Here is a 22048-nt window from a genome sequence, read left to right on the forward strand (position 1 = left end):
ATGCACGTCATCTTCCGCGAAACGCACGGGATGGAGGAAACCTCCATCCCGCAGGATCTGGGGCAGGAGCCTGCGGACCTGGTGGTGCTGTCGTTCTCCGACAGCGACCTTGGCGCGTTCGCGGGCGGCTGGCATCGGGCGCGGTTGGCGGACCCGGCATTCCCGACGCTGCGCCTCGCCAACCTGGGCGCGCTGACGCACCCCTTGTCGGTCGACACGTACGTCGAGCGCACGCTGAGCGGCACCAAGGGCATCCTGATCAGGCTGATCGGCGGCACCCCATACTGGAGCTACGGCCTGCAGCAGGTCGAAGCACTGGCGCGCTCGCGCGGGATCGCGCTGGCGGTGCTGCCGGGCGACGGACGACCCGATCGACGGCTGGATGCGGCATCGACGGTTCCCGTCGCAACCCTGCGCGAACTGGACCGGTTGTGTGAAACGGGCGGCGCGGAGGCAGCACAGGCCACGCTGTCCTTGCTGGCCGATGCTGCAGGGCTCGCCGTGTCGACGATGGACAGCAGCGCCGCCTTTCCCGTGGCGGGTGGCTGGCATCCCGATCGGGGCCTGTGCGACCCGCTGGCGACGGCGCTGGATGCCGCGCGCCCGCTGGTGCTGATCGTGTTCTACCGGTCGTATCTCGCCGCACACGATCTCGATCCGTTCGTGGCGCTGCACAGGGGCTTCGAAAAGGCCGGCCTTTCCACGCTGTCGCTGTTCGTGCCTTCGCTCAAGGAGCCGCAGGCGCGCGCGCAGGTCGATGGCTGGGTACGCGCGCTGGCCCCCGCCGCGATCGTCAACGCCACCGCCTTTTCGGCGCGCGATGAACAGGGCCATAGCCCACTCGATGCGGCGGGCACCCCGGTTTTCCAAGTGGCGCTGGCGACCGGATCGCGCGCGGGATGGACCGCCGCGTCTCGCGGACTTTCGCCGGCGGACCTTGCGATGCACGTGGTGCTGCCGGAAATCGACGGCCGCGTGTTTGCTGGCGTCGCCAGCTTCAAGGAAGCGGCCCTGCACGATCCGGCACTGGGCTTTGCCCAGAACCGCCACAGCGCCGATGGCGAGCGGATCGCGGGGATCGTAGGGCGCGTAGCGGGATGGATCGCCTTGGCCGGCAAGCCTGCGGCAGAACGGCGCGCGGCGCTGGTGCTGTCGACCTACCCGGGCAAGCCCCACCTGATGGCGCACGCCGTGGGGCTGGATGCGCTCGCCTCTGCCGAAGCGATCCTGAGCGACATGGCGGAAGCAGGCTTCATCACCGGCGCGGTGCCCGATCTTGTCGCCGCGCTGGCGAACGAAAGCCTGAACTGGCCGCTCGCCGCCTACCGCGACGCGCTGGCCATGCTGCCCGAAGCCTTGCGCACCGCACTGCGGGAAAATTGGGGCGAGCCGGAGGACGATCCCGCCGTGGTCGAAGGCGCGTTCCGCTTTTCCGCCGTGTCTGTCGGCAACGCGCTGGTGGCGCTGCAACCCGAGCGCGGGGCCGTGGCCGACCGCGACGGCACCTATCACGACGTCGGCCTCTGCCCGCGTCACGGCTATGTCGCGTTCTACCTGTGGCTCCGGGCGCAAGGCATCAACGCGATGGTCCACGTCGGCGCGCATGGCACGCTGGAATGGCTGCCGGGCAAAGCCGTGGCGCTGTCGGACGGCTGCTGGCCCGAAGCGCTGACGGCAGGACTGCCGGTGATCTACCCCTTCATCGTCAACGATCCGGGCGAAGCTGCGCAAGCCAAGCGGCGCATCGGCGCTGTCACGCTGGGCCACGCGCCACCACCGCTGACCCCCACCGCGCACGGCGCGGGACTGGCGCGGATCGAGACGCTGCTCGACGAGTTCTCCAATGCTGGCGGCCTGGACCCTGCGCGGCGCGACCGGCTGCAAGGCACGATCCGCGACGAAGCACGGGCGCTGGGGCTGGAGGCGGAACTGGGCCTCGACACGGCCACCTCGCTGGTCGAGGCGATCACCCGCATCGACCGGTTCGTGTGCGACGTGAAGGAAAGCCAGTTCGGCGATGGCCTCCACGTGTTCGGACGAGGCGAACAGGGCGCGGCGGAGCGGGCGGGCCTTCTGGCCGCGCTGGCGGGGCGCCGCGTCCCCGCCGGGCCTGCCGGCTCGCCCCATCGCGGGCGAACCGATGTGCTGCCGACGGGTCGCAACCTCTACGCCATCGATCCGCGCGCGGTGCCGTCGCGCTCTGCCCATGCGCAGGGCGTGGTGCTGGCCGAGGAGCTGGTGCGCCGGCACTTGCAGGACCACGGCGACTATCCACGCGGCCTGGTGGTGGACCTGTGGGGTTCGGCCACGATGCGGACCGCCGGCGAGGAATTCGCCATGGCGCTGCACCTGCTGGGCGCGAAACCGATGTGGGATCCCGCATCGGAGCGCGTGACCGGGATCGAGATACTTCCCCTCGCCATGCTCGACCGGCCGCGCATCGACGTGACATTGCGGGTCTCCGGCCTGTTTCGTGACGCCTTCCCCACATTGCCGGTGCTGTTCGGGCAGGCCGTACGCGCGCTGTGCGAGCGCGACGAGGATCCTGAATGGAACTCGCTCGCTAACACGCAGGCGATGCCCCGCGTCTATGGCCCGCAGCCGGGTCGCTATGGGCTGGGCATGGGCGCGGCGGCGGAAGTCTATACCGAAGCGGCGCGCCAGGCGGCGGGTGAGGCATGGCTGGCCGCGTCGGACCATGCGCTCGACGCTCTGGACCCACGCCGCGACGGCGAAGGCCTGCGCCAGCGCGTGGCGCGGGCCGATGCGTTCGTCCACGTGCAGGATCTGGCGGAAACGGACCTGCTTCTGGCAGCGGACTACGCCGCGCACGAAGCGGGATTTGCCGCCGCGCAGGCCGTGACCGGCGGCGGCGCGGCACTCTATCACCTCGACACCCGCGATCCCGCGCGACCCGTCGCCCGCGCCCTGACCGAGGAAATCGCCCGCGTGATGCGCGCGCGCGCCGCCCATCCCGGCTGGATCGCGGGGATGATGCGCCACGGCTTTCGGGGGGGCGCCGAACTGGCGGCCACGCTCGATCACCTGGCCGCCTTCGCCCATCTTTCGGGCAGCGTGCCCCCGCACCTGTTCGACCTCTACCACGACGCCACGCTGGGGCAGGACGACGTGTGCGCCTTCCTCAAGCGCGAGAACCCCGCGGCGCTGGCGGCGATGGAAGCGCGCTTCGCCGCGCTTCACGCCGCCGGGCTGTGGTCCACGCGGCGCAATTCCATTCTGGCCAGCCTGCCATTGTCCGCCGGAGCGGAGGACGGCGCATGAGCGGCTTCGTAGTCAAGGGCTGGTGCCCCGATGCCTGGCGCCCGATGGCAACGGGTGACGGCCTGCTGGTGCGCATCAAGCCCCGACTGGCGCGACTGGCGCGCGATCAGGTGCTGGCGTTGTGCGCGCTGGCAGACAGGTTCGGCAACGGCATTATCGACGTCTCGCGCCGGGCCAATTTCCAGATTCGCGGAGTCGACCAAGCCGGCTGGCGCGCACTGGTGGCCGAGCTGATGGCGTTGGAACTGGTCGATGCCGATGCGCAGATGGAACGGCGGCGCAACGTCCTGATGGTGCCCGACTGGACCGACGGCGACGACAGCCACCGCATCGCCTGCGATCTTGCCGCGAAACTCGACCGATTGCCCGAATTGCCCGGAAAGGTCGGCTTCGTGATCGACGCCGGGACCGCCCCTGCGATGCTGGACGAGGCAGGCGACTTCCGCATCGAGCGGGGCGCGGGCGGCGGGCTGATCCTGCGCGCGGCAGGGCACGAAACCGGCGTGGCCGCTTCCGCCGGCGACGAGGCCCCGATGCTTGTCGCGCTGGCGCACTGGTTCGACATGAGCGGCGGAACACGGTCCGGGCGCATGGAAAGACACGCCGCCCCCTTGCCCGATTGGGCCACGGGGGCGATCCCGCCGGCGCCTCCCCAGGCTCCGATCACGCCCGGCCCGGTCCGACTGGGCATGGCGCTGGGCGCACCGTTCGGTCAGGTGGAAGCGGCGGTGCTGGCGCAAGCGCTGGCCGATCCGGCCGCCACCGGCCTGCGCGTGACGCCCTGGCGCATGCTGGTGATCGAAGGCGCGCGACAAGGCGGCATCCCCGGTCTGATCGACGATCCGGCCGATCCGGTGCTGCGCGTGCATGCCTGCCCCGGCGCACCGTTCTGCGCGCAGGCCAGCGTTGCCACGCGCGATCTGGCGCGGCGGCTGGCGCCTGCCATCGCCGGTTCGCTGCACGTTTCGGGCTGCGCCAAGGGCTGTGCCTGCACGCACGCGACCGCCTTCACGCTCACCGGCCGCGATGGCCGGTTCGATCTGGCGCGCGAAGCCCGCGCCGGTTCCGCCGCCGAAAGAACCGATCTCGAACCCTGCACGGTTCTTGCGCATTTTGGAGTCGCCTGATGCCCCATGCCTATGAAACCTGTGGCGCGGCGATCTATCGCCAATCGTTCGCCACCATCCGCGCAGAAGCAGACCTGACCCGCTTTTCCGCTTCGGAGGAGCCGGTCGCCGTGCGGATGATCCACGCCGCCGGCATGGTGGACCTGGCGCGGGACATCCGCTTTTCGCCCGGCTTTGCCGACGCGGCGCGCGCCGCGCTGGCCGCAGGCGCGCCGATCCTGTGCGATGCGCGCATGGTGTCCGAAGGGATCACCCGGCCGCGCCTGCCGGCCGACAACGCGGTGCTGTGCACGCTGCACGATCCGCAGGTGCCCCCGCTGGCACAAGCCATGGCCAACACCCGGTCCGCCGCCGCGCTGGAACTGTGGCGTCCGCATCTGGCCGGGGCCGTGGTCGCCATCGGCAATGCGCCGACTGCGCTGTTCCACCTGCTGAACATGATGGAAGACCCCGATTGCCCGCGCCCCGCCGCGATCATCGGCTGTCCGGTGGGCTTTGTCGGCGCGGTGGAATCCAAGGCCGCATTGTGGGAAGCGCAGCCCGTTCCCTGCTGCATCGTGGAGGGCCGTCTCGGCGGAAGCGCGATCACCGTGGCCGCCGTCAACGCGCTGGCGAGCCACGCGGAATGAGCGCCTCGATGCAGATGGGAACCATCCACGGCGTCGGCCTCGGCCCCGGTGCGCCCGACCTGTTGAGCGTGCGCGCCGACCGACTGGTGCGGGGAACCCGCCATATCGCCTATTTCCGCAAGGCCGGACGCCCCGGCCAGGCGCGCCGCATCGCTGAAGGGTTGTTGCGCGACGACGCCGTCGAGATCGCGATGGAATACCCGGTAACGACCGAAATTCCCGTGTCCGATCCGCGCTACAACGAATGCCTTTCGGCGTTCTATGCCGAATGCACCGAGCGGCTGGCGCAGCTGGCGAGCGCGGGCGAGGACATCGTGGTGCTGTGTGAGGGCGACCCGTTCTTCTACGGCTCGTTCATGCATCTGCATTCGCGGCTGGCAGACATCGCGCCGGTCGAGGTCGTGCCCGGCATCACGGGCATGGCGGGCGCGTGGAACGCCACCGGAATGCCGATCACCTGGGGCGACGACGTGCTGACGGTGGCGATGGCGACCCTGCCCGAAGCGGAACTCGTCCGCCGCATCCGCGATACCGATGCGCTGGTGGTGATGAAGATCGGCCGCAACTTGCCCAAGCTGCGCCGGGCAGTGGCGGCGGCAGGACGCGAACAGGCCGCATGGCTGGTCGAATATGCCGCCATGCCGACCCAGCGCGTCACGCCGCTGGCGCAGGCCACCGACGTCACGCCCTACTTTTCGATCCTGCTGATCCACGGACAGGGGCGTCGTCCATGAGCGATGGCGCAGATACCGGCTGGCTGGCCGTCGCCGGGCTGGGACCGGGTGACGAAGGGCTGATCACGCCCGAAGTCACCGCGACGCTAGCAGAGGCGACCGACGTCATCGGCTATGTCCCTTATGTAGCACGCGTAGCCGCGCGCGAAGGGCTGGTGCGCCACCCATCGGACAACCGCGTGGAGCTGGACCGCGCGGCTCTGGCCCTGAACCTTGCCGCGCAGGGCCGCAGGGTTGTGGTGGTATCGTCAGGCGATCCCGGCGTCTTCGCCATGGCTGCCGCCGTGTTCGAAGCGCTGGAGGCAGGCGCGCCCGAATGGCTGAACGTGGACATCCGCGTGTTGCCGGGGATCACCGCCATGCTGGCCGCCAGCGCCCGCGCCGGCGCGCCGCTGGGGCACGATTTCTGCGCGATCAACCTGTCGGACAACCTGAAGCCGTGGGCACTGATCGAAAAGCGCCTGCGGCTGGCCGCCGAGGCCGACTTCGCCATGGCGTTCTACAACCCGCGCTCGAAATCGCGGCCCGAAGGCTTCGCACGCGCGCTGGCCGTATTGCAGGAGGCCTGCGGTGACGATCGCCCGGTGCTGTTCGCGCGCGCGGTGTCCACGCCCGACGAGGAGCTGCGCATCGTGCCGCTCGACAAGGCCGAGCCCGCCATGGCCGACATGCGCACGATGGTCATCGTCGGGTCCAGCCGCACCCGGACAATCGCGCGCGCCGGTGGGCCGGTGCTCTATACGCCCCGCTCCGTGCCCGAGACTGCCGCGTGACCCAGCCACGCCAGCACATCTTCCGGGCGATGGACCTCGTGCCGCTGGGGAACGGGGGGGCGGTCGATCATCAGCACCGGCAACCCCAGCTCGCGCGCGGCGACGAGTTTCGCTTCGGCGCCCGCGCCGCCCGCGTTCTTGCTGACGACAAGGTCGATGGCGTGATGCTGCAGCAAGGCGCGATCGCCCGCGACGGTGAACGGACCGCGATCGACCACCAGCGCATGATGGGGCAGCGGCGGCGTCTGTTCCGGCGCATCCACGAAGCGCAGCAGGTAGTGGTGCTGTGGCTGGGCGGCGAAGGCAGCGACATGCATCCGCCCCAGCGCCAGCAGGACGCGCCTGCCGGGGCCCGAAAGCGCGGCCACGGCAGCGTCGATATCGGCCACGCTGCGCCAGCAATCCCCCTCCACCGGCTGCCACGCCGGACGCGTCAGCGCGATGTGCGCCACGTTGGCGCGCCGGGCCGCCGCGAGGGCGTTGACGCTCATCGTCGCGGCGAACGGGTGGGTCGCGTCGACCAGATGGGTCACACCCGTTTGGCGCAAGTGATCGGCAAGCCCGTCCACGCCGCCGAACCCGCCGACACGCACCGGCACCGGTTGCGCGCGCGGGTTTTCGGTGCGGCCAGCATAGCTGAGCGTAGCGGCGATGCCATGTCCGGCCAGAAGGCGGGCCAGCGCGCTGGCTTCGGTGGTGCCACCCAGAACAAGGACGTTTGGCATGGCTGATCCGGTTCCTGCTGGCTGGTTGACGATCATTGGCATCGGCGAAGACGGCCTCGATGGCCTGTCCGCCGCCAGCCGCGCGGCGCTGGCCGACGCCGAACTGGTGATGGGGCCTCCGCGCCACCTGTCGCTCCTGCCCGCGCTTACGTGTCCGACCATCGAATGGCCAGCGCCTTTCGCCGATGGAATCGCCCGCTTGCTGGCCCATCGCGGACGTCGCGTGATCATGCTGGTTTCCGGCGATCCGTTCTGGTTCGGCGGGGGAAGCAGCGTCGTGAAGCACCTCGATCGCCACGAATGGAAAGCGCACGCCGCGCCATCGACCTTTGCGCTGGCCGCAGCCGAGCTGGGCTGGGCCTTGCAGGACAGTATGTGCCTGGGCCTGCACGCCGCGCCGCTGCAACGGCTGCGCCCACACCTTGCTCCTGGCCGTCAGATCATCGCCCTTCTGCGCGATGGCGCGGCCGTGGCCGATCTGGCCGCCTACCTCACCGACCTTGGCTTCGGTCCTTCGAGGCTGCACGTGATGGAAGCGCTGGGCGGACCGCGCGCGCGGGTACGCCACGTCCGCGCCGATGCGCCGCCATTGCGCGACGTGGCGCATCCCGTGGCCGTGGGGATCGCGACAGCGGGCGAAGGGGAAGTCTTGCCCGTGACTTCAGGCCTGCCCGACGACCTGTTCGCGTCCGATGGCCAGATCACCAAGCGCCCGATCCGCGCGCTGACGCTGTCGGCGCTGGCCCCGCGCGCGGGCGAAACGCTGTGGGACATCGGCGCGGGGTCCGGCTCGATCGGGATCGAATGGCTGCTGTCGCACCCGGCCAACGCGGCCATCGCGCTGGAAGCCGATCCCGTGCGCGCCGCCCGCGCACGCGTCAACGCGGCGGCGTTGGGCGTAGACCGGTTGCGCGTGATCGAAGCGCGTGCGCCCGAGCGCCTTCCCGATGGTCCCGCGCCCGATGCGGTGTTCATCGGCGGCGGTCTGTCCCCTGCCCTGCTGGAGATGTTGTGGGCGCGCCTGCCCGCAGGAACCCGGCTGGTGGCCAACGCGGTGACTCTGGAATCCGAAGCGGTGCTGACCCACTGGCAGGGCGCAAAAGGCGGCAGCCTGCTGCGGGTGGAACTGGCCGACGCCGCGCCGATCGGTAGCCGCCATGGCTGGAAGGCGCGCTATCCGGTTGTGCAGTGGAGCGTGACGCTGTGATCGTGGCAGGCTTTGGCTTCCGTTCGGGCGCGACGATTGAATCGCTGCGCGCGGCGCTGGCGCTCGCCCAGTCCGGCCTGCCCGATGTGACCCACCTCGCCACCGCCGGCGACAAGGCCCCCGCCTTGCGGCCACTGGCCGAAGCCTTGCGCCTGCCGCTGCTGGCGGTGGAGGCGGAACGGCTGTGCGCCATCCCCACGGCTACCCGGTCCGCCGCCAGCCGAAAGGCGCGCGGAACCGGCAGCGTGGCCGAAGCCGCCGCGCTCGCCGCCGCAGGCGCGCGCGCCCGACTGCTGTGCTCCCGCCAGATTTCCCCAGACCGCATGGCCGTATGCGCCATAGCCCAAGGACTTTCCGCATGACCGTCCACTTCATCGGCGCCGGCCCCGGCGCGTCCGACCTTCTCACCCTGCGCGGCCGCGACCTGATCGCGGCAAGCCCGGTGTGTCTCTATGCAGGATCGCTGGTTCCAGCGGCAGTGCTGGCGCATTGCCCGCCGGGCGCGCGGATCGTGAACACCGCGCCAATGGCGCTGGACGAGATCATCGCGGAGATGGCCGACGCCCATGCCGCAGGGCACGACGTGGCGCGGCTGCATTCGGGCGACCTGTCTGTCTGGTCGGCGATGGGCGAACAGTTGCGCCGCCTGCGGGCAATCGACATCCCCTTCACCGTCACCCCCGGCGTCCCGGCCTTCGCCGCCGCCGCCGCGACGCTGGAAGCGGAACTGACGCTGCCCGAACTGGGCCAGTCGCTGGTGCTGACGCGCACCCCCGGCCGCGCCAGCACGATGCCGGCGCAAGAGAGCCTCGCCAACTTCGCCGTTACCGGCGCGACGCTGGCGATCCACCTCTCGATCCACAACCTCGCCACCGTGGTTGCCGATCTGACCCCTGCCTATGGCGCGGACTGTCCGGTTGCGGTGGTATGGCGCGCAAGCTGGCCCGACGAACGCGTGGTGCGCGCCACGCTTGGCACGGTGGAAAAGGCCGTCGCCGGCAGCATGGAACGCACGGCGCTGATCCTCGTCGGCCGCGTTCTGGCCGCCGAAGGCTTTGGCGAAAGCAGCCTATACGCGCGCGGCTATGACCGGCGGTTCCGCCCGCAGGATGCAGCCTCGCGGTTCATGGGCGTGACCGAATGAACGTTCCCGGCCTGCTGGTTGCGGCGCCCGCTTCGGGCACGGGCAAGACCACGGTCATGCTCGGCCTGTTGCGCGCGCTGGTGGAGGATGGCCTTGCCGTGCAGCCGTTCAAGAGCGGGCCGGACTACATCGATCCCGCGTTCCACCGCGCTGCCTGCGGCCGCGCGTCGTTCAACCTCGATAGCTGGGCGATGGAACCGGCGCTGATCGCCGCCATCGCCACGCAGGCGGCGGGCGCGGACATGATCCTGGCCGAAGGGTCGATGGGCCTGTTCGACGGCGTGGCGCTGCCCGGCGCGAGCGGCAATGGCGCCAGCGCCGACCTTGCCCGGCGCATGGGCTGGCCGGTGGTGCTGGTGATCGATGCGTCGGGGCAGGCGCAGTCAGCCGCCGCCACCGCGCTCGGCTTCCGCGACTTCGATCCGCGCTTGCAGATTGCCGGGGTCATCCTCAACCGCGTGGCCAGCCCGCGCCACGAAAGCCTTGTGCGCAAGGGGCTGGAGGCGATCGGCATGCCGGTGCTGGGGGCCCTGCCCCGGCGCGGCGACCTTGCCCTGCCCGAACGCCATCTGGGCCTGGTGCAGGCAATGGAGCATCCCGACCTTGAGCGGGCGGTGGCCGAATATGCCGCGTTCCTGCGCGAACACGCCGATCTGGCGGCCATCCGCGATGCAGCCCGGGCGGCCCTCGCCGCCGCATCGGAACCGGGTCCGATGCCCGCCCCCCCGGCGCAGCGGATCGCCATTGCCCGGGACGCCGCGTTTTCGTTCCTCTATCCGCACCTTCTGGAAGGCTGGCGGCGTGCCGGAGCGCAGATCCTGCCGTTCTCCCCGCTGGCCGATCAGGCGCCGCCCACCGACGCGGACCTGGTGTGGCTGCCCGGCGGCTATCCCGAGCTGCACGCCGGGGCGATCGCGGCGGCCTCCACGTTCCTCGCGGGCCTGCGCCGCCATGCCGAGACGCGGCCCGTCCATGGCGAATGCGGCGGCTACATGGTGCTGGGCGAGGCGCTGGTCGACAAGGCGGGCACGCGACATCGTATGGCGGGCCTGCTGGGGCTGGAAACCAGCCATGCCCAGCGCCGGATGCACCTCGGCTATCGCCATGCCACGCTGCTGGCCCCCATCGCGGGCATTCCGACAGGCAGTGCCCTGCGCGGGCACGAGTTCCACTATTCCACCATCGTGGCGCAGCGCGACGAACCGCTGGCCCGCGTGACCGATGCCAACGGCGATGCGGTTGCGGAGACCGGATCGCGGCGCGGCCATGTCACGGGAACCTTCTTCCACATGATCGCGCCATGCGGTGCCGGTGGTGCCGCATGATCCGGCTCGACCTGATCGGCATCGGCACCGGTAATCCCGACCACCTGACCGCGCAGGCCAGCCGCGTGCTGAACGAGGCTGACCTGATCCTGCTGCCGCGCAAAGGCAGCGCAAAGTCCGATCTGGCCGACTTGCGCCGCACGATCTGCGCAGCGGTCCTCGCGCGTCCGGTCCAGATCGCCGAGTTCGATATGCCGGTCCGCGATGCGGAAGGGGATTACGCGCAAGCCGTCAACGCATGGCACGACGCCATCGCGTCCGTCTGGCGCGACCAGATCGGGCTGCATCTGCCACAGGGCGGCCGGGTCGCGCTGTTGGTGTGGGGCGATCCTTCGCTCTACGACAGCACGCTGCGCATTGCCGGGCGGCTGACGCGCGCCGGCATGGACGTGGCCGTCCGGGTCGTGCCCGGCATCACCAGCATCCAGGCCCTGACGGCGGCCCATGCCATCCCGCTGAACCCGCTGGCCGGCCCTGTTACCGTGACGACCGGCCGCGCGCTTCGCGCCCACGGCTGGCCCGCCGATGCGGACACGATCGTGGTCATGCTCGACAGCGGATGCGCCTTCGAGGTGCTGAACCCCGAAGGTATCTCGATCTGGTGGGGGGCCTACCTCGGCATGGCGCACGAGGCGCTGGAGCACGGATCGCTGGCCGAAGCCGCACCGCGTATCGCCACGCGCCGGGCCGCGCTGCGCGCCCGGCACGGCTGGATCATGGACGTCTATCTGATGCGAAAGGAACAGGCTGATGGAAACCGTTGATGCCGCACCGCAGGCCGTGGCCGGCGACGCCCGCCACGCCGACAAGATGCGCAAGAAGCAGGCCGCGCGCGAAACGATCATGGCCAACAAGACCCGCGAAAAGGGCCTGCTGATCGTCCACACCGGCAAGGGCAAGGGCAAGACCAGCGCCGCGCTGGGCATGGTGGTGCGCGCGATCGGTCACGGCATGAAGGTCGGCGTCGTCCAGTTCGTGAAAGGGGCGATGGTCACCGGCGAAAAGGCGGTGTTCGACGCCTTTCCCGACAACGTGGAGTTCCGGCCGATGGGTGAAGGCTTCACCTGGAACACGCAGGACCGTTCGCGCGACATCGCCTCTGCCCGCGCCGCGTGGGAAGAAGTGAAGCGCATGATCGCGGACCCGGCCTACCACATGGTGCTGGCCGACGAGCTGAACATCGTGCTCCGCTACGATTACCTGCCGCTCGACGAAGTGCTGGAGGTGCTGACCGCCAAGGCCGAGATGAAGCACGTGATCGTCACCGGCCGCAATGCGCCCGATGCGCTGATGGAAGCTGCCGACCTCGTCACCGAGATGACGATGGTGAAGCACCCGTTCCGGTCGGGCGTGAAAGCGCAGGCAGGCATCGAGTTTTGATCCTGCCGCCGCCCCTGTTCGATGCCGAATTCGCGCAGCGCTTCGACGCGCTGCTGCGCTGGCGTCGCGATGTGCGCCACTTCGCGACGCAGCCGGTCGCCGAACAGGACATGGCCGATCTGCTGGCGCAGGCGGCGCTGGCCCCCTCGGTCGGCAATGCACAGCCCTGGCGCTTCGTGCACCTGCGCACCCCTGCCCTGCGCGAGGCGCTGGCCGCCCATGTCGACGAGCAGAACGCGCTGGCGGCCCGGACCTATGCCGGACAGCCGCGGTACGAGGATTACACCGCGCTCAAGCTGCATGGCATCCGCGAAGCGCCAGAGCTGATGGCGGTGTTCTGCGATGAACAGGCGCTGGCGGGTCACCGGCTCGGCATTGCGACGATGCCGGAAATGCTGCGCTATTCCTGCGTGGCTGCGATCCAGACGCTGTGGCTGGCCGCGCGCCTTCGCGGCATCGGCCTTGGCTGGGTTTCGATTCTCGATCCGCAGACGGTGACGGCCATGCTCGACGTACCGCCCCAGTGGTCGCTGATCGCGCTGCTGTGCATCGGCTATCCCGCAGAACCTTCCGATATGCCCGAACTCGAACAGCGCGGCTGGCAATCGCGCGAGCCGCTGGCCGACCGCGTGTTCGAACGATGAACTTTCCCCAAAGGAGCGCAATGCGATGCTGATCCCAGCCGAGGATGGCCCGGCCATCGTGGCCTGCAACACCTGCCGCCATTCGAAGGAATCGCAGACCGACGCCGACGGCCAGCGCGGAGGCGCACAGCTGGTCGCCGCCCTGCGCGCGGTGCAACAGGGCGACGCGCGCTATGCCGGGATCGCGGTGCAGGAAATGCCCTGCCTGTTCTCCTGCGCCGAGTTCTGCTCGGTCCACGTGCGTGCGCCGGGCAAGGTCGGCTATGTCCTCGGTCGCTTCACGCCCGATGAGGACGCCGCCACGGCCATCCTCGATTATGCAGTCCACCACGCGGCGAGCGAACATGGTCGCGTGCCGTTCAAGCAGTGGCCGCAGGGCGTGAAGGGGCACTTCATCTGCCGCACGCCCCCACCGGGGTTCGTGGCGGAATGACCGACTTTTCCTCCATCGCGGCGTTCGAGGCGGCGCTTGGCGCGCTGCCGGCCGCCAATACGTCCGCCATCGCCGCCGCGCGCGCACGGCAAGGCGAACTGACCAAGCCACCCGGCTCGCTGGGGCGGCTGGAGGATATCGCGGTGTTCATGGCCGGCTGGCAGGGCACCGCCTGCCCGACGCTGACACGCGGTCGCGCCGCAATCTTTGCGGGCAACCACGGCTTCACCATCCACGGAGTCAGCGCCTTTCCCGCCAGCGTGACGGCATCGATGGTCGCCAATTTCAGCGCTGGGGGCGCCGCGATCAACGCGCTGGCCCAGGCCGCCGGGCTGGACCTGAAGATCGTTGCGCTGGAGCTCGATCGCCCGACGGTCGATTTCACGATCGCACCCGCCATGCACGCGGACGAATGCCTCGCCGCGCTGTCGTCGGGGGCCGAGGTGGTAACGCCCGATCTCCAGATCCTGATCGTCGGCGAAATGGGCATCGGCAATACCACGGCCGCCGCTGCGCTCTGCGCGCGCAGCCTTGGCGGCAGCGTGGCCGAATGGACTGGCCCCGGCACCGGCGTCGACAGCGCTGGCATCGCGCGCAAGATCGCGGTGATCGAACGCGCGCTTGGCCACCATGCCGACGCACCGCACACGCCGTTCGAAACGCTGCGGCGACTGGGCGGGCGCGAGATCGCGGCAATCGCGGGGGCCGTGGTGAAGGCACGTCAGTTGCGCATTCCGGTGGTGCTCGACGGTTTCATCACCTGCGCCGCCATTGCACCACTCGCCGCGGCGGTCGCGGCCATCACCGACCACTGCATCGCAGGCCACTGTTCGGCAGAGCCGGGCCATGTGCGCCTGCTCAACCGCCTTGGCCTTGCGCCGCTGCTGAATCTCGGCCTGCGGCTGGGCGAAGGCAGCGGCGCGGCGCTGGCCGTGCCGGTGATCCGCGCCGCGCTGGCCGCCCATGCGCAGATGGCGACCTTTGCCGAAGCTGGGGTGGCAGGCAGCCTGTGAACGCATTCCACGTCCATTTGATGCGCCACGGCGCACCGCACGCGCCGGGACGGCTGCTGGGCCACACCGACGCGCCGACCACACCGGAAGGCCTTGCCGCCTGCGTGCAACAGGTCGCGGACCTGCCCTTTGCCGCCGTGGTCTCCTCCGATCTCGTCCGCTGCGCGCATGCGGCAGAGGCCATCGCCGCCCCGCGCAATCTGGCCGTCACGCCCGACCCACGCTGGCGCGAGCTGGATTTCGGCGCATGGGATGGGCTGGCCAGCGCCGAGGTGGACAGCGCGGCGCTCGCCCGGTTCTGGGCCGATCCCGACGCCAATCCGCCCCCGGGCGGCGAGCGCTGGAGCGCGCTGACGGCGAGGATCGACGCGGCGCTCGGTGGCATCGACCGCGATACGCTGGTCGTTACCCATGGCGGCGCGATCCGCGCTGCGCTGGCCTGCCTGTTTGGCTTTGGCCAGCAGCAGTTGTGGGCCTTCGACCTGCCCTATGCCTGCGTGGTCAGCCTGCGGATCTGGCCCGGCGCGCCGCGCACCGCGCAGATCGTGGGGCTTTGGCCATGAAGGGCCTGTGCATCGCGGTGCAGTTTCTGACCCGTCTGCCCGCGCCATCGTTCGCCGCCTCCGACGAAGCCTTTGCCGCGTCGATGCGGTGGTTCCCGGCCGTGGGCCTGATCGTGGGCGCCCTGGTCGCGGGCGCAGGCTGGGTCGGTGCGCACATCGACAGCTGGACCGGCGCGCTGACGGCGCTGGCCGCATGGGTGCTGGTGACGGGCGCGCTCCACCTTGATGGACTGGGCGATATCGCGGACGCCAGCGGCGCGGCACACAAGGATCGAGCGCGGCTGCTGGCGGTGCTGTCCGATCCCCATGTCGGCAGTTTCGGCGTGACCGCCATCGCGCTGCAACTGCTCGCCAAGCTGGTGCTGCTGCACGCGATGATCGCGCACGGCGATACCGCCGCGCTGGTGCTGGTTCCATTCGCGGCGCGCATCGCGCCGCTGTTCTGGGCGCGCTGGATCGCGCCCCTGCACGATGGTCTCGGCGCACGATTTCGAGGAGCGATCCGGCCCATCGACCTTGGCATCTGGGCAACGGTACTGCTCGCCGCAGCGTGGTCTTTCCCCGCGCTGCTGGTGGCGATCCCCGCCGCCGCGCTTTGGGGCCGCTGGATCGCACAGCGCATGGGCGGGATATCGGGCGATGGCCACGGCGCCGGGATCGAGCTGATCGAAACCGCGCTGCTGCTGGCGTTTTGCGCAGGAGCGAAGGCATGATGCCGAACCGCTGGACCTGGCACGGCGGCGGCCTTTCCGCCGCCCGCGCGCACTTCGGGCAGGAGGACTGGCTCGACCTGTCCACCGGCATCAACCCGCACGCCTGGCCCCATGCCGCCGTCACGCCCGTCGACTGGCGTGGTTTGCCCGACGAACAGGCCCTGCGCGAAGTGGAGCAGGCGGCAGCGACGCACTTCGGGTGTGATCCCGATCACGTCTGCGCAGTGCCCGGCACCGAAGTCGGCCTCAGACTGACAGGCGCGCTACGGAACGACACCGGACGACACCTGAACCCCACCTATCGCACGCATACGGAGATGCTGGTAGGCAGTTCGCCCATCACCTTCGACGCCCTGGCGCAGGCCGATGGAGAAAGCCTGATCCTGGCCAATCCCAACAACCCCGATGGCCGCCTGCTCGACCGCGCGACGTTGCTCGGCATCCTTGCCCGGCGCGGCAGGTCGGGGTGGCTGCTCCTCGATGAAGCCTTTGCCGATGCCCACCCCGGCCATACGCTGGCCGACATGGTGGAAGACGACCACCGCCTCGTCGTCTTCCGCTCGTTCGGCAAGTTCTTCGGCCTCGCCGGGCTGCGCCTCGGCTTCGTGCTGGGGCCGCGCGACCTGCTCGCGCGGCTGCGCGCGACGCTGGGGGCTTGGCCGGTCTCGGCCGCCGCCATTGCCATCGGAACGGCCGCCTATCGCGACAGCGGATGGATCGTGGCGATGCGCGAACGGCTCAGGGCAGAGGCGGCCGAACTCGACGCCCATCTTGGCGCGCGCGGCTACGCGGTGACGGGTGCGTGTCCGCTGTTCCGGCTGATCGAATGCGGCGATGGCAGCGCCCTGTTCGAACGACTGGCCCGGCGAGGCATCCTGACCCGCCCGTTCGAGCAGCACCCCGGCTGGCTCCGTCTCGGCCTGCCCGGAAGCCGCGAGGCGCTGGCCCGCTTCATCGCCGCGCTGGATGACCATGGCTGACCCCGTCGCTCTTGCCGCACTGGCGCTCGACGCCGTGATCGGCTGGCCCGATGCGCTCTATCGTCGGCTGGGTCATCCGGTGGGGGCGTTCGCGCGCATCATCGAAGCCTGCGAACGGCGCTGGAACCAGCCGTCGCGGGGCGACCCGACACGGCGGCTGCTGGGTGTGATGACGGTGCTGATGCTGGTGGCGACGGCGGGCGGCATCACGCTCGCCCTGCAGGCGCTCTGCATCGCCGCGCTGGGGCCTTGGTCGTGGGTGGCGGTGGCCGCGCTCGCGTGGCCCGCCCTCGCGCAGCGTAGCCTGTACGACCACGTCCGTCCTGTCGCGGTCGCGCTGGAAGCCGGGGACATCGCGGCGGCGCGGCACGCGGTGTCGATGATCTGCGGGCGCGACACGCGCGATCTCGATGCTGCCGCCCTCGCCCGCGCGGCGATCGAAAGCCTCGCCGAAAGCTTCTGCGACGGCATCGCCGCACCGCTTTTCTGGCTGATCGTGGGCGGCCTGCCTGGTGTCTGGATCTACAAGGCGATAAACACCGCCGACAGCCTGATCGGTCACCGCGAACCGCGGTGGCGCGCCTTCGGCTGGGCCGCGGCGCGGACTGACGATGCGCTGAACCTGTTGCCCGCACGGATCGGCGCGGTGGTTATCTGCCTGGTGGGCCGTGGCGGCTGGGCGACAATGTGGCGCGATCATGCCCGCCATGCTTCTCCCAATGCCGGCTGGACCGAAGCCGCCATGGCCGGGGTGCTGCACCTGCGTCTGGCCGGACCGGTCTCGTACGACGGGCTGATCCATTCCAAGGCGTGGATCGGCGAGGGCCGCGCCGATGCCACGGCCGCCGACGTGCGACGCGCGCTGGCGGTTCATGTCCGGTCGTGCGTGTTACTCGGCGCGATGGCCGCCGCTCTGGCCCTGGGAGGATGGTGATGGGTGCGCTGATGCTGCAAGGCACGGGATCGGACGTCGGCAAGTCGGTGCTGGTCGCGGGGCTATGCCGCGCCTTTGCCAATCGCGGCCTGCGGGTGCGCCCGTTCAAGCCGCAGAACATGTCGAACAATGCCGCCGTCACCGTCGATGGTGGAGAGATCGGCCGGGCGCAGGCCTTGCAGGCCATGGCCTGCCGGGTAGAGCCGCACACCGACATGAACCCGGTCCTGCTCAAGCCGCAGGCCGACCACACCTCGCAACTGGTGGTGCACGGGCGGGTCCGCGGCACGCTGGGCGGGAGCAATTTCCGTGCCGCGCGCGGCACCTTGCTGCCCGATGTGCTGGAAAGCTGGCAGCGGCTGCGCGCGCAATGCGATGTTGTCGTGGTCGAAGGCGCAGGCTCACCCGCAGAGATCAACTTGCGCGCGGGCGATATCGCCAACATGGGCTTCGCCCGCGCCGCCAACGTGCCGGTGGTGCTGGTGGGGGATATCGACCGGGGCGGCGTGATCGCGGCGATCGTCGGCACCCGCGCGGTGATCGACCCGGCCGACGCCGCCATGATCCACGGCTTCATCATCAACAAGTTCCGCGGCGATCCTGCGCTGTTCGAAGACGGCTACCGCCAGATCGAGGCGCTGTCGGGCTGGCGCGGCCATGGCGTGGTCCCCTGGCTGGCCGCCAGCGCGCGCCTGCCGAGCGAAGACGCCGTGGTGCTGGAACGCCATGCCCGCGACGGGGCGGGTACGATCAGGGTCGCATGTCCGATCCTGCCGCGCATCGCCAACTTCGACGATCTCGATCCGCTCAAGGCCGAAAGCGGCATCAGCCTGGTCATGGTGCCGCCCGGCCAGCCGATCCCCGCCGATTGCGCGCTGATCGTGCTGCCCGGCTCGAAGGCCACCATCGCAGACATGGCCGCCCTGCGCGAACAGGGCTGGGACATCGACATCCTTGCCCATCACCGCCGCGGCGGGCGCATCCTGGGCATTTGTGGCGGCTTCCAGATGCTCGGCCGCCACATCCACGACCCGCACGGCATAGAAGGACCGCAGCGCGAGATCGACGGCCTCGGACTGCTCGACGTGGAAACCGTGCTGACGCCCGACAAGGCCCTGCGCCGCGTCCACGGTACAGCGCTGGAGCAGGCCTTCGACGGCTTCGAGATGCACATGGGCGAGACCAGCGGGCCAGATGGCCAACGCCCCTTCGCGCTGCTCGACGGCGCGCGCGCCGACGGCGCGGTCAGCGCGGATGGTCGGGTGATGGGCAGTTATGTCCACGGCGCGCTGGCCAGCACCGGGCTGCGCGCGGCACTGCTGGCCATGCTCGGCGTCCACTCGGACCGCACGGACCATACCGCCAGCGTCGATGCCGCGCTCGATGCCATCGCCAACGATCTCGAAACCCACCTCGACGTCGACGCGCTGCTCAAGCTCGCGCAGGAGGCCCCGCTTGCCTAGCCTGTTCGTTCTTGGTGGCGCACGTTCGGGCAAGAGCCGCTATGCTCAGGCCCGCGCCGAAGCGACCGGGCTTTCGCTCGCCTACATTGCCACGGCCGAAGCCTGGGATGATGAAATGCGCGAGCGCATCCGCCTCCACCAGCACGATCGCGGCGGCGCATGGTCGACAATCGAGAGCCCCATCGCCCTGCCCGAAACGATCGAGGCCCACGACGCGCCCGACACGGCGCTGCTCGTCGATTGCCTCACCCTGTGGGTCTCGAACCTGCTGTTGTCGGATCGCGACATCCCCGCAGCCACCGCCCGCCTGACGGCCGCGATCGCTAATGCCCGGGGGCACATCATTCTGGTCAGCAACGAAGTCGGCCTGGGCATCGTACCCGAAAATGCGCTCGCACGCCGGTTTCGTGATGAAGCGGGCCGGGTAAACCAACGGATCGCAGCCTGTGCGGACGAGGTCCAGTTCGTCGCGGCGGGCCTGAACCTGAGGTTCAAGTAGAGCAACCGCCCCCGGAACTCAGCGTTTCAGCAACGCACGACGAAGCCCGCCGACCGTCTCCCATGGCCTCGCATGAACACTGACATGACCGGGGTTTGCTGCTATAACTTGGCAACCTGCCGTAACTGGCAGGAGGGAGGGTAGACCCGCACTACGGCGGAGGCGGTACCATGACCTACTGGAAACTGCGCGGCAGGGAATTCGCCAACTGCAACTGCGAATACGGCTGCAACTGCCAGTTCGGCGGCTTGCCTGACAAAGGCGGCTGCCAGGCCGTGTTCGGCATGGCGATTGACGAAGGCCACCGTGGAGAGACGGACCTTTCGGGGCTGAACATCGCGGCGGTGTTCCGCTGGCCCGGACCGATCCACGAGGGCAAGGGCGAATGTGCCGCCTTTGTCGATGAACGTGCAGGGCCGGCACAGCGCGATGCCTTGCTCACCATCATGACCGGCGGCGACACTGATCCCTTCGCCACGGTCTTTGCCGTCTTCGCGTCCACCATCGAGACCATGCACGAACCCGGCTTCGTGCCGATTGCCTTCGATGTCGACGTGGAAGGCCGCCGCGGGCGGCTGCGCGTGCCCGGCCACCTCGAGATGGATGGGGAGCCCATCCGCAGTCCGGTCAACGGTGCGGAAGTCCGGGCGCAGATTCGCTTGCCGGATGGCTTCGAATACGAAGTGGCCGAGATCGGATCGGGTTCCAGTCGGTCGTTCAGCCCGATGCAGCTGGAACACGCGGCCAGCTACGGGCAATTCGCCCACTTGCACCTCGACAGCCATGGCGTCGTGAGGAGTTGACGATGTACACTGGGGTCAACGCGATACTGGCACGGCCCCGGATCATCACCATTGTCGCGCTGGGCATATTGATCGCGGCGGCCTGGGCATGGATTCTGGGCGGTGCCGCCATGGGGCACGGCGCGCCGCCCGACGAGGCCACGATGGGCGGCATGGTGATGGAACCATCCGCCTCGTGGTCGATCGATCGGCTGGCGATCGTCTTTTCGATGTGGTGGACGATGATGGTCGCGATGATGCTGCCATCTGCTGCCCCGACCATCCTCCTGTACGAACGGGTCGCGCGCAACGTCCCGCAAGGACGCACGCCTGCTGTCGCCGGATTCCTGTGCGGCTATCTGCTGGCATGGGGCCTGTTTTCGGCCATCGCCACCCTGATGCAGTTTTGGCTTACGCGCTGGGCCCTGATTGCCCCGCTGACGATGGCTTCGCAGAGTCACCGGCTTTCCGGAATGCTCCTGATCGCCGCAGGAGCGTATCAGCTCAGCCCGCTCAAATCGGCTTGCCTGCGCCACTGTCAAAATCCCGCCGCATTCCTGAGCCGCCACTATCGCGACGGCACCTTCGGCGCGTTGCGCATGGGGGCGCTTCACGGAGCGATATGCGTCGGCTGCTGCTGGCTGCTCATGGCGCTGCTGTTCGTCGCGGGCGTCATGAATGTGGTGTGGGTCGCGCTGCTGACGATCATCGTCGCATCCGAGAAGCTGCTTCCGCTCGACCGGGTGATTTCGGTCATCGTCGGACTGGCCTGCCTTCTCGGCGGCGGACTGATGCTGTGGCCCTGAGAAGGCACAGCGTCGCGAGCATCGCTGCGGTTCAAAGGTCCGGCAGCCGCTGGCTGGCAAAGCCCCACCCTGCCAGCGCCTTGTCGCTGGCGCAGCGTTGCAGCGGATCGATGTCCCGTATGGGAAACGGGTGTTCCTCGATCGCCAGCGCCTCGGCGAAGCAATGCGCGAAATCCTTGTGCGCCTGCCAGGAATGCCCCGGCGTCAGCGGCACCACCACATGCATTCCCTTCTAGCCCGACAGCATCGCGAAGCTGGAATGACCGAGGTCGGCCAGCCGGTCGAGCAAGTGCCGCGCGGCGGCGCATACATCGGCCCAGTTCAGCTGTTCGTGGGGCTCCAGATCGACGATTATCCGATCGGGCGCTTCGACATCGTCGCACCCGACTACCCGAGGCATGGAATTCGATGGTGCCGATTCGAACGCAGGCGAGCAGGCCCTCGGCATCCAATATGTGTGCGTAATCCTCAACCTGGCCGTCCATTTCCGTGATCGGCACGGGCGCGCGAGACCGGCAAAGGGCGAAACGCGATGCGAAGCGTTCCTATGGGTCGGCGAAAGCGCCAGTTCCAGAACATGTATGGGTTCGCTCCCTTGCGAGGCAATCCATCGATCACATCGCGCGCCTCCTGCCCCAGCCACACAGTCCGGGGCGCCGTCTTGCTGTCTCGCAGGTGCAGACGAAGCCCGCGCAGGTCCGCCCATTGGAGCCCCAGGATCTCTCCCGTTCGGCAACCTGTCAGAAGCAGCAGGGTGATCGCCGACGCATACGTACGCTTCATTGGATCATCACTCTGTCTCCTCTCTGGCACGAGTACGCCCAGACGCGCAAGTTCTTCGCCGGAAAGGAAGCGCTTGCGATGCACGCGACGGTTATGCCAAATGGATCGG

General features: G+C 69.4%; 25 protein-coding genes. 22 read left to right on the forward strand and 3 right to left on the reverse strand.

The annotated features are described in order from the left end of the window. From cobN to cobJ, 5 genes are read left to right on the forward strand one after another with little or no spacing between them, the layout of a single operon-like run. On the forward strand, nucleotides 1–3282 hold the full coding sequence (gene cobN / locus HHL27_RS20090; protein WP_169495181.1) for a cobaltochelatase subunit CobN: 3282 nt from the start codon (nucleotides 1–3) through the stop codon (nucleotides 3280–3282). After that, the gene (locus HHL27_RS20095; RefSeq protein ID WP_169495182.1) at nucleotides 3279–4409 is read left to right on the forward strand and encodes a cobalamin biosynthesis protein CobG; all 1131 of its coding nucleotides are present in this window, start codon (nucleotides 3279–3281) and stop codon (nucleotides 4407–4409) included. The genes cobN and HHL27_RS20095 overlap by 4 nt, the downstream gene beginning before the upstream one ends. Next, nucleotides 4409–5038, forward strand: a complete 630-nt coding sequence (locus tag HHL27_RS20100) for a precorrin-8X methylmutase (RefSeq protein ID WP_169495183.1) — start codon at nucleotides 4409–4411, stop codon at nucleotides 5036–5038. The genes HHL27_RS20095 and HHL27_RS20100 overlap by 1 nt, the downstream gene beginning before the upstream one ends. 8 nt (nucleotides 5039–5046) lie before the next feature. Continuing rightward, nucleotides 5047–5772, forward strand: coding sequence for a precorrin-2 C(20)-methyltransferase (cobI, locus tag HHL27_RS20105; RefSeq protein ID WP_206069742.1), 726 nt, complete (start codon nucleotides 5047–5049; stop codon nucleotides 5770–5772). Further along, the gene (gene cobJ / locus HHL27_RS20110) at nucleotides 5769–6545 is read left to right on the forward strand and encodes a precorrin-3B C(17)-methyltransferase (protein WP_169495185.1); all 777 of its coding nucleotides are present in this window, start codon (nucleotides 5769–5771) and stop codon (nucleotides 6543–6545) included. Before cobI ends, cobJ begins: the two co-directional genes overlap by 4 nt. Here the strand turns inward: cobJ and HHL27_RS20115 are convergent. Continuing rightward, nucleotides 6509–7270 carry a cobalt-precorrin-6A reductase gene (locus HHL27_RS20115; RefSeq protein ID WP_169495186.1) on the reverse strand — a complete coding sequence of 254 codons (762 nt, stop codon included), beginning with the start codon at nucleotides 7268–7270 and terminating at the stop codon, nucleotides 6509–6511. The genes cobJ and HHL27_RS20115 overlap by 37 nt on opposite strands. On the opposite strand from HHL27_RS20115, the gene cbiE reads away from it, so the two are divergent. From cbiE to HHL27_RS20200, 17 genes are all read left to right on the forward strand, one after another. Next, nucleotides 7269–8477: a precorrin-6y C5,15-methyltransferase (decarboxylating) subunit CbiE gene (gene cbiE / locus HHL27_RS20120; RefSeq protein WP_206069743.1), complete on the forward strand. Its 1209-nt coding sequence runs from the start codon at nucleotides 7269–7271 to the stop codon at nucleotides 8475–8477. The genes HHL27_RS20115 and cbiE overlap by 2 nt on opposite strands. Further along, on the forward strand, nucleotides 8474–8839 hold the full coding sequence (locus HHL27_RS20125; protein WP_169495230.1) for a cobalamin biosynthesis protein: 366 nt from the start codon (nucleotides 8474–8476) through the stop codon (nucleotides 8837–8839). The genes cbiE and HHL27_RS20125 overlap by 4 nt, the downstream gene beginning before the upstream one ends. Further along, nucleotides 8836–9621 carry a precorrin-4 C(11)-methyltransferase gene (gene cobM / locus HHL27_RS20130; RefSeq protein ID WP_169495188.1) on the forward strand — a complete coding sequence of 262 codons (786 nt, stop codon included), beginning with the start codon at nucleotides 8836–8838 and terminating at the stop codon, nucleotides 9619–9621. The genes HHL27_RS20125 and cobM overlap by 4 nt, the downstream gene beginning before the upstream one ends. Beyond that, nucleotides 9618–10946 (forward strand): cobyrinic acid a,c-diamide synthase CobB, encoded by a 1329-nt coding sequence (locus HHL27_RS20135; protein WP_169495189.1) that lies wholly within the window; start codon nucleotides 9618–9620, stop codon nucleotides 10944–10946. Before cobM ends, HHL27_RS20135 begins: the two co-directional genes overlap by 4 nt. Next, on the forward strand, nucleotides 10943–11710 hold the full coding sequence (gene cobF / locus HHL27_RS20140) for a precorrin-6A synthase (deacetylating) (protein ID WP_169495190.1): 768 nt from the start codon (nucleotides 10943–10945) through the stop codon (nucleotides 11708–11710). Before HHL27_RS20135 ends, cobF begins: the two co-directional genes overlap by 4 nt. Further along, nucleotides 11697–12326 (forward strand): cob(I)yrinic acid a,c-diamide adenosyltransferase, encoded by a 630-nt coding sequence (gene cobO / locus HHL27_RS20145; RefSeq protein WP_169495191.1) that lies wholly within the window; start codon nucleotides 11697–11699, stop codon nucleotides 12324–12326. Before cobF ends, cobO begins: the two co-directional genes overlap by 14 nt. 2 nt (nucleotides 12327–12328) lie before the next feature. Then, a complete protein-coding gene (gene bluB / locus HHL27_RS20150) occupies nucleotides 12329–12970 on the forward strand; it encodes a 5,6-dimethylbenzimidazole synthase (protein WP_420874087.1) in 642 nt (213 codons plus the stop codon). Nucleotides 12971–12995: 25 nt separating this feature from the next. Beyond that, entirely contained in the window at nucleotides 12996–13403 is a 408-nt protein-coding gene (locus HHL27_RS20155) for a DUF1636 domain-containing protein (protein ID WP_169495193.1), read from the forward strand. Beyond that, on the forward strand, nucleotides 13400–14416 hold the full coding sequence (gene cobT, locus HHL27_RS20160) for a nicotinate-nucleotide--dimethylbenzimidazole phosphoribosyltransferase (RefSeq protein WP_169495194.1): 1017 nt from the start codon (nucleotides 13400–13402) through the stop codon (nucleotides 14414–14416). Before HHL27_RS20155 ends, cobT begins: the two co-directional genes overlap by 4 nt. Then, nucleotides 14413–14979, forward strand: coding sequence for a histidine phosphatase family protein (locus HHL27_RS20165; protein ID WP_169495195.1), 567 nt, complete (start codon nucleotides 14413–14415; stop codon nucleotides 14977–14979). The genes cobT and HHL27_RS20165 overlap by 4 nt, the downstream gene beginning before the upstream one ends. Then, nucleotides 14976–15692 (forward strand): adenosylcobinamide-GDP ribazoletransferase, encoded by a 717-nt coding sequence (gene cobS / locus HHL27_RS20170; RefSeq protein ID WP_169495196.1) that lies wholly within the window; start codon nucleotides 14976–14978, stop codon nucleotides 15690–15692. The genes HHL27_RS20165 and cobS overlap by 4 nt, the downstream gene beginning before the upstream one ends. Then, the gene (gene cobD, locus HHL27_RS20175; RefSeq protein WP_169495231.1) at nucleotides 15692–16672 is read left to right on the forward strand and encodes a threonine-phosphate decarboxylase CobD; all 981 of its coding nucleotides are present in this window, start codon (nucleotides 15692–15694) and stop codon (nucleotides 16670–16672) included. The genes cobS and cobD overlap by 1 nt, the downstream gene beginning before the upstream one ends. Further along, nucleotides 16665–17606 (forward strand): adenosylcobinamide-phosphate synthase CbiB, encoded by a 942-nt coding sequence (cbiB, locus tag HHL27_RS20180; RefSeq protein WP_169495197.1) that lies wholly within the window; start codon nucleotides 16665–16667, stop codon nucleotides 17604–17606. The genes cobD and cbiB overlap by 8 nt, the downstream gene beginning before the upstream one ends. Continuing rightward, nucleotides 17606–19069, forward strand: coding sequence for a cobyric acid synthase (locus HHL27_RS20185; RefSeq protein ID WP_169495198.1), 1464 nt, complete (start codon nucleotides 17606–17608; stop codon nucleotides 19067–19069). Before cbiB ends, HHL27_RS20185 begins: the two co-directional genes overlap by 1 nt. Beyond that, complete coding sequence (gene cobU, locus HHL27_RS20190; RefSeq protein WP_169495199.1) at nucleotides 19062–19568, forward strand: bifunctional adenosylcobinamide kinase/adenosylcobinamide-phosphate guanylyltransferase; 507 nt, start codon at nucleotides 19062–19064, stop codon at nucleotides 19566–19568. Before HHL27_RS20185 ends, cobU begins: the two co-directional genes overlap by 8 nt. Nucleotides 19569–19738: 170 nt before the next feature. Continuing rightward, the gene (locus tag HHL27_RS20195) at nucleotides 19739–20371 is read left to right on the forward strand and encodes a DUF1326 domain-containing protein (RefSeq protein WP_169495200.1); all 633 of its coding nucleotides are present in this window, start codon (nucleotides 19739–19741) and stop codon (nucleotides 20369–20371) included. Between the two features lie 2 nt (nucleotides 20372–20373). After that, nucleotides 20374–21156, forward strand: coding sequence for a DUF2182 domain-containing protein (locus HHL27_RS20200; RefSeq protein WP_169495201.1), 783 nt, complete (start codon nucleotides 20374–20376; stop codon nucleotides 21154–21156). Nucleotides 21157–21187: 31 nt separating this feature from the next. Here the strand turns inward: HHL27_RS20200 and HHL27_RS20205 are convergent, their stop codons facing one another. Both HHL27_RS20205 and ligD read right to left on the reverse strand, forming a co-directional pair. Next, on the reverse strand, nucleotides 21188–21376 hold the full coding sequence (locus HHL27_RS20205; RefSeq protein ID WP_169495202.1) for a hypothetical protein: 189 nt from the start codon (nucleotides 21374–21376) through the stop codon (nucleotides 21188–21190). A 12-nt stretch (nucleotides 21377–21388) separates the two neighbouring features. Further along, nucleotides 21389–21556, reverse strand: a complete 168-nt coding sequence (ligD, locus tag HHL27_RS20210) for a non-homologous end-joining DNA ligase LigD (protein WP_169495203.1) — start codon at nucleotides 21554–21556, stop codon at nucleotides 21389–21391. Between the last annotated feature and the right edge of the window lie 492 nt (nucleotides 21557–22048).

It is taken from the genome of Novosphingobium olei (genome assembly GCF_012927405.1).
Classification (GTDB): Bacteria; Pseudomonadota; Alphaproteobacteria; order Sphingomonadales; family Sphingomonadaceae; genus Novosphingobium; species Novosphingobium olei.

Bases quoted from the DNA above. Each gene is read 5' to 3' on its own strand.
- cobN (WP_169495181.1), top strand. From the start codon at position 1: ATGCACGTCATCTTCCGCGAAACGCACGGGATGGAGGAAACCTCCATC.
- HHL27_RS20095 (WP_169495182.1), top strand. From the start codon at position 3,279: ATGAGCGGCTTCGTAGTCAAGGGCTGGTGCCCCGATGCCTGGCGCCCG.
- HHL27_RS20100 (WP_169495183.1), top strand. From the start codon at position 4,409: ATGCCCCATGCCTATGAAACCTGTGGCGCGGCGATCTATCGCCAATCG.
- cobI (WP_206069742.1), top strand. From the start codon at position 5,047: ATGCAGATGGGAACCATCCACGGCGTCGGCCTCGGCCCCGGTGCGCCC.
- cobJ (WP_169495185.1), top strand. From the start codon at position 5,769: ATGAGCGATGGCGCAGATACCGGCTGGCTGGCCGTCGCCGGGCTGGGA.
- cbiE (WP_206069743.1), top strand. From the start codon at position 7,269: ATGGCTGATCCGGTTCCTGCTGGCTGGTTGACGATCATTGGCATCGGC.
- HHL27_RS20115 (WP_169495186.1), bottom strand. From the start codon at position 7,270: ATGCCAAACGTCCTTGTTCTGGGTGGCACCACCGAAGCCAGCGCGCTG.
- cobM (WP_169495188.1), top strand. From the start codon at position 8,836: ATGACCGTCCACTTCATCGGCGCCGGCCCCGGCGCGTCCGACCTTCTC.
- HHL27_RS20135 (WP_169495189.1), top strand. From the start codon at position 9,618: ATGAACGTTCCCGGCCTGCTGGTTGCGGCGCCCGCTTCGGGCACGGGC.
- cobF (WP_169495190.1), top strand. From the start codon at position 10,943: ATGATCCGGCTCGACCTGATCGGCATCGGCACCGGTAATCCCGACCAC.
- cobO (WP_169495191.1), top strand. From the start codon at position 11,697: ATGGAAACCGTTGATGCCGCACCGCAGGCCGTGGCCGGCGACGCCCGC.
- HHL27_RS20155 (WP_169495193.1), top strand. From the start codon at position 12,996: ATGCTGATCCCAGCCGAGGATGGCCCGGCCATCGTGGCCTGCAACACC.
- cobT (WP_169495194.1), top strand. From the start codon at position 13,400: ATGACCGACTTTTCCTCCATCGCGGCGTTCGAGGCGGCGCTTGGCGCG.
- cobS (WP_169495196.1), top strand. From the start codon at position 14,976: ATGAAGGGCCTGTGCATCGCGGTGCAGTTTCTGACCCGTCTGCCCGCG.
- cobD (WP_169495231.1), top strand. From the start codon at position 15,692: ATGCCGAACCGCTGGACCTGGCACGGCGGCGGCCTTTCCGCCGCCCGC.
- cbiB (WP_169495197.1), top strand. From the start codon at position 16,665: ATGGCTGACCCCGTCGCTCTTGCCGCACTGGCGCTCGACGCCGTGATC.
- HHL27_RS20185 (WP_169495198.1), top strand. From the start codon at position 17,606: ATGGGTGCGCTGATGCTGCAAGGCACGGGATCGGACGTCGGCAAGTCG.
- HHL27_RS20195 (WP_169495200.1), top strand. From the start codon at position 19,739: ATGACCTACTGGAAACTGCGCGGCAGGGAATTCGCCAACTGCAACTGC.
- HHL27_RS20200 (WP_169495201.1), top strand. From the start codon at position 20,374: ATGTACACTGGGGTCAACGCGATACTGGCACGGCCCCGGATCATCACC.
- ligD (WP_169495203.1), bottom strand. From the start codon at position 21,556: ATGCCTCGGGTAGTCGGGTGCGACGATGTCGAAGCGCCCGATCGGATA.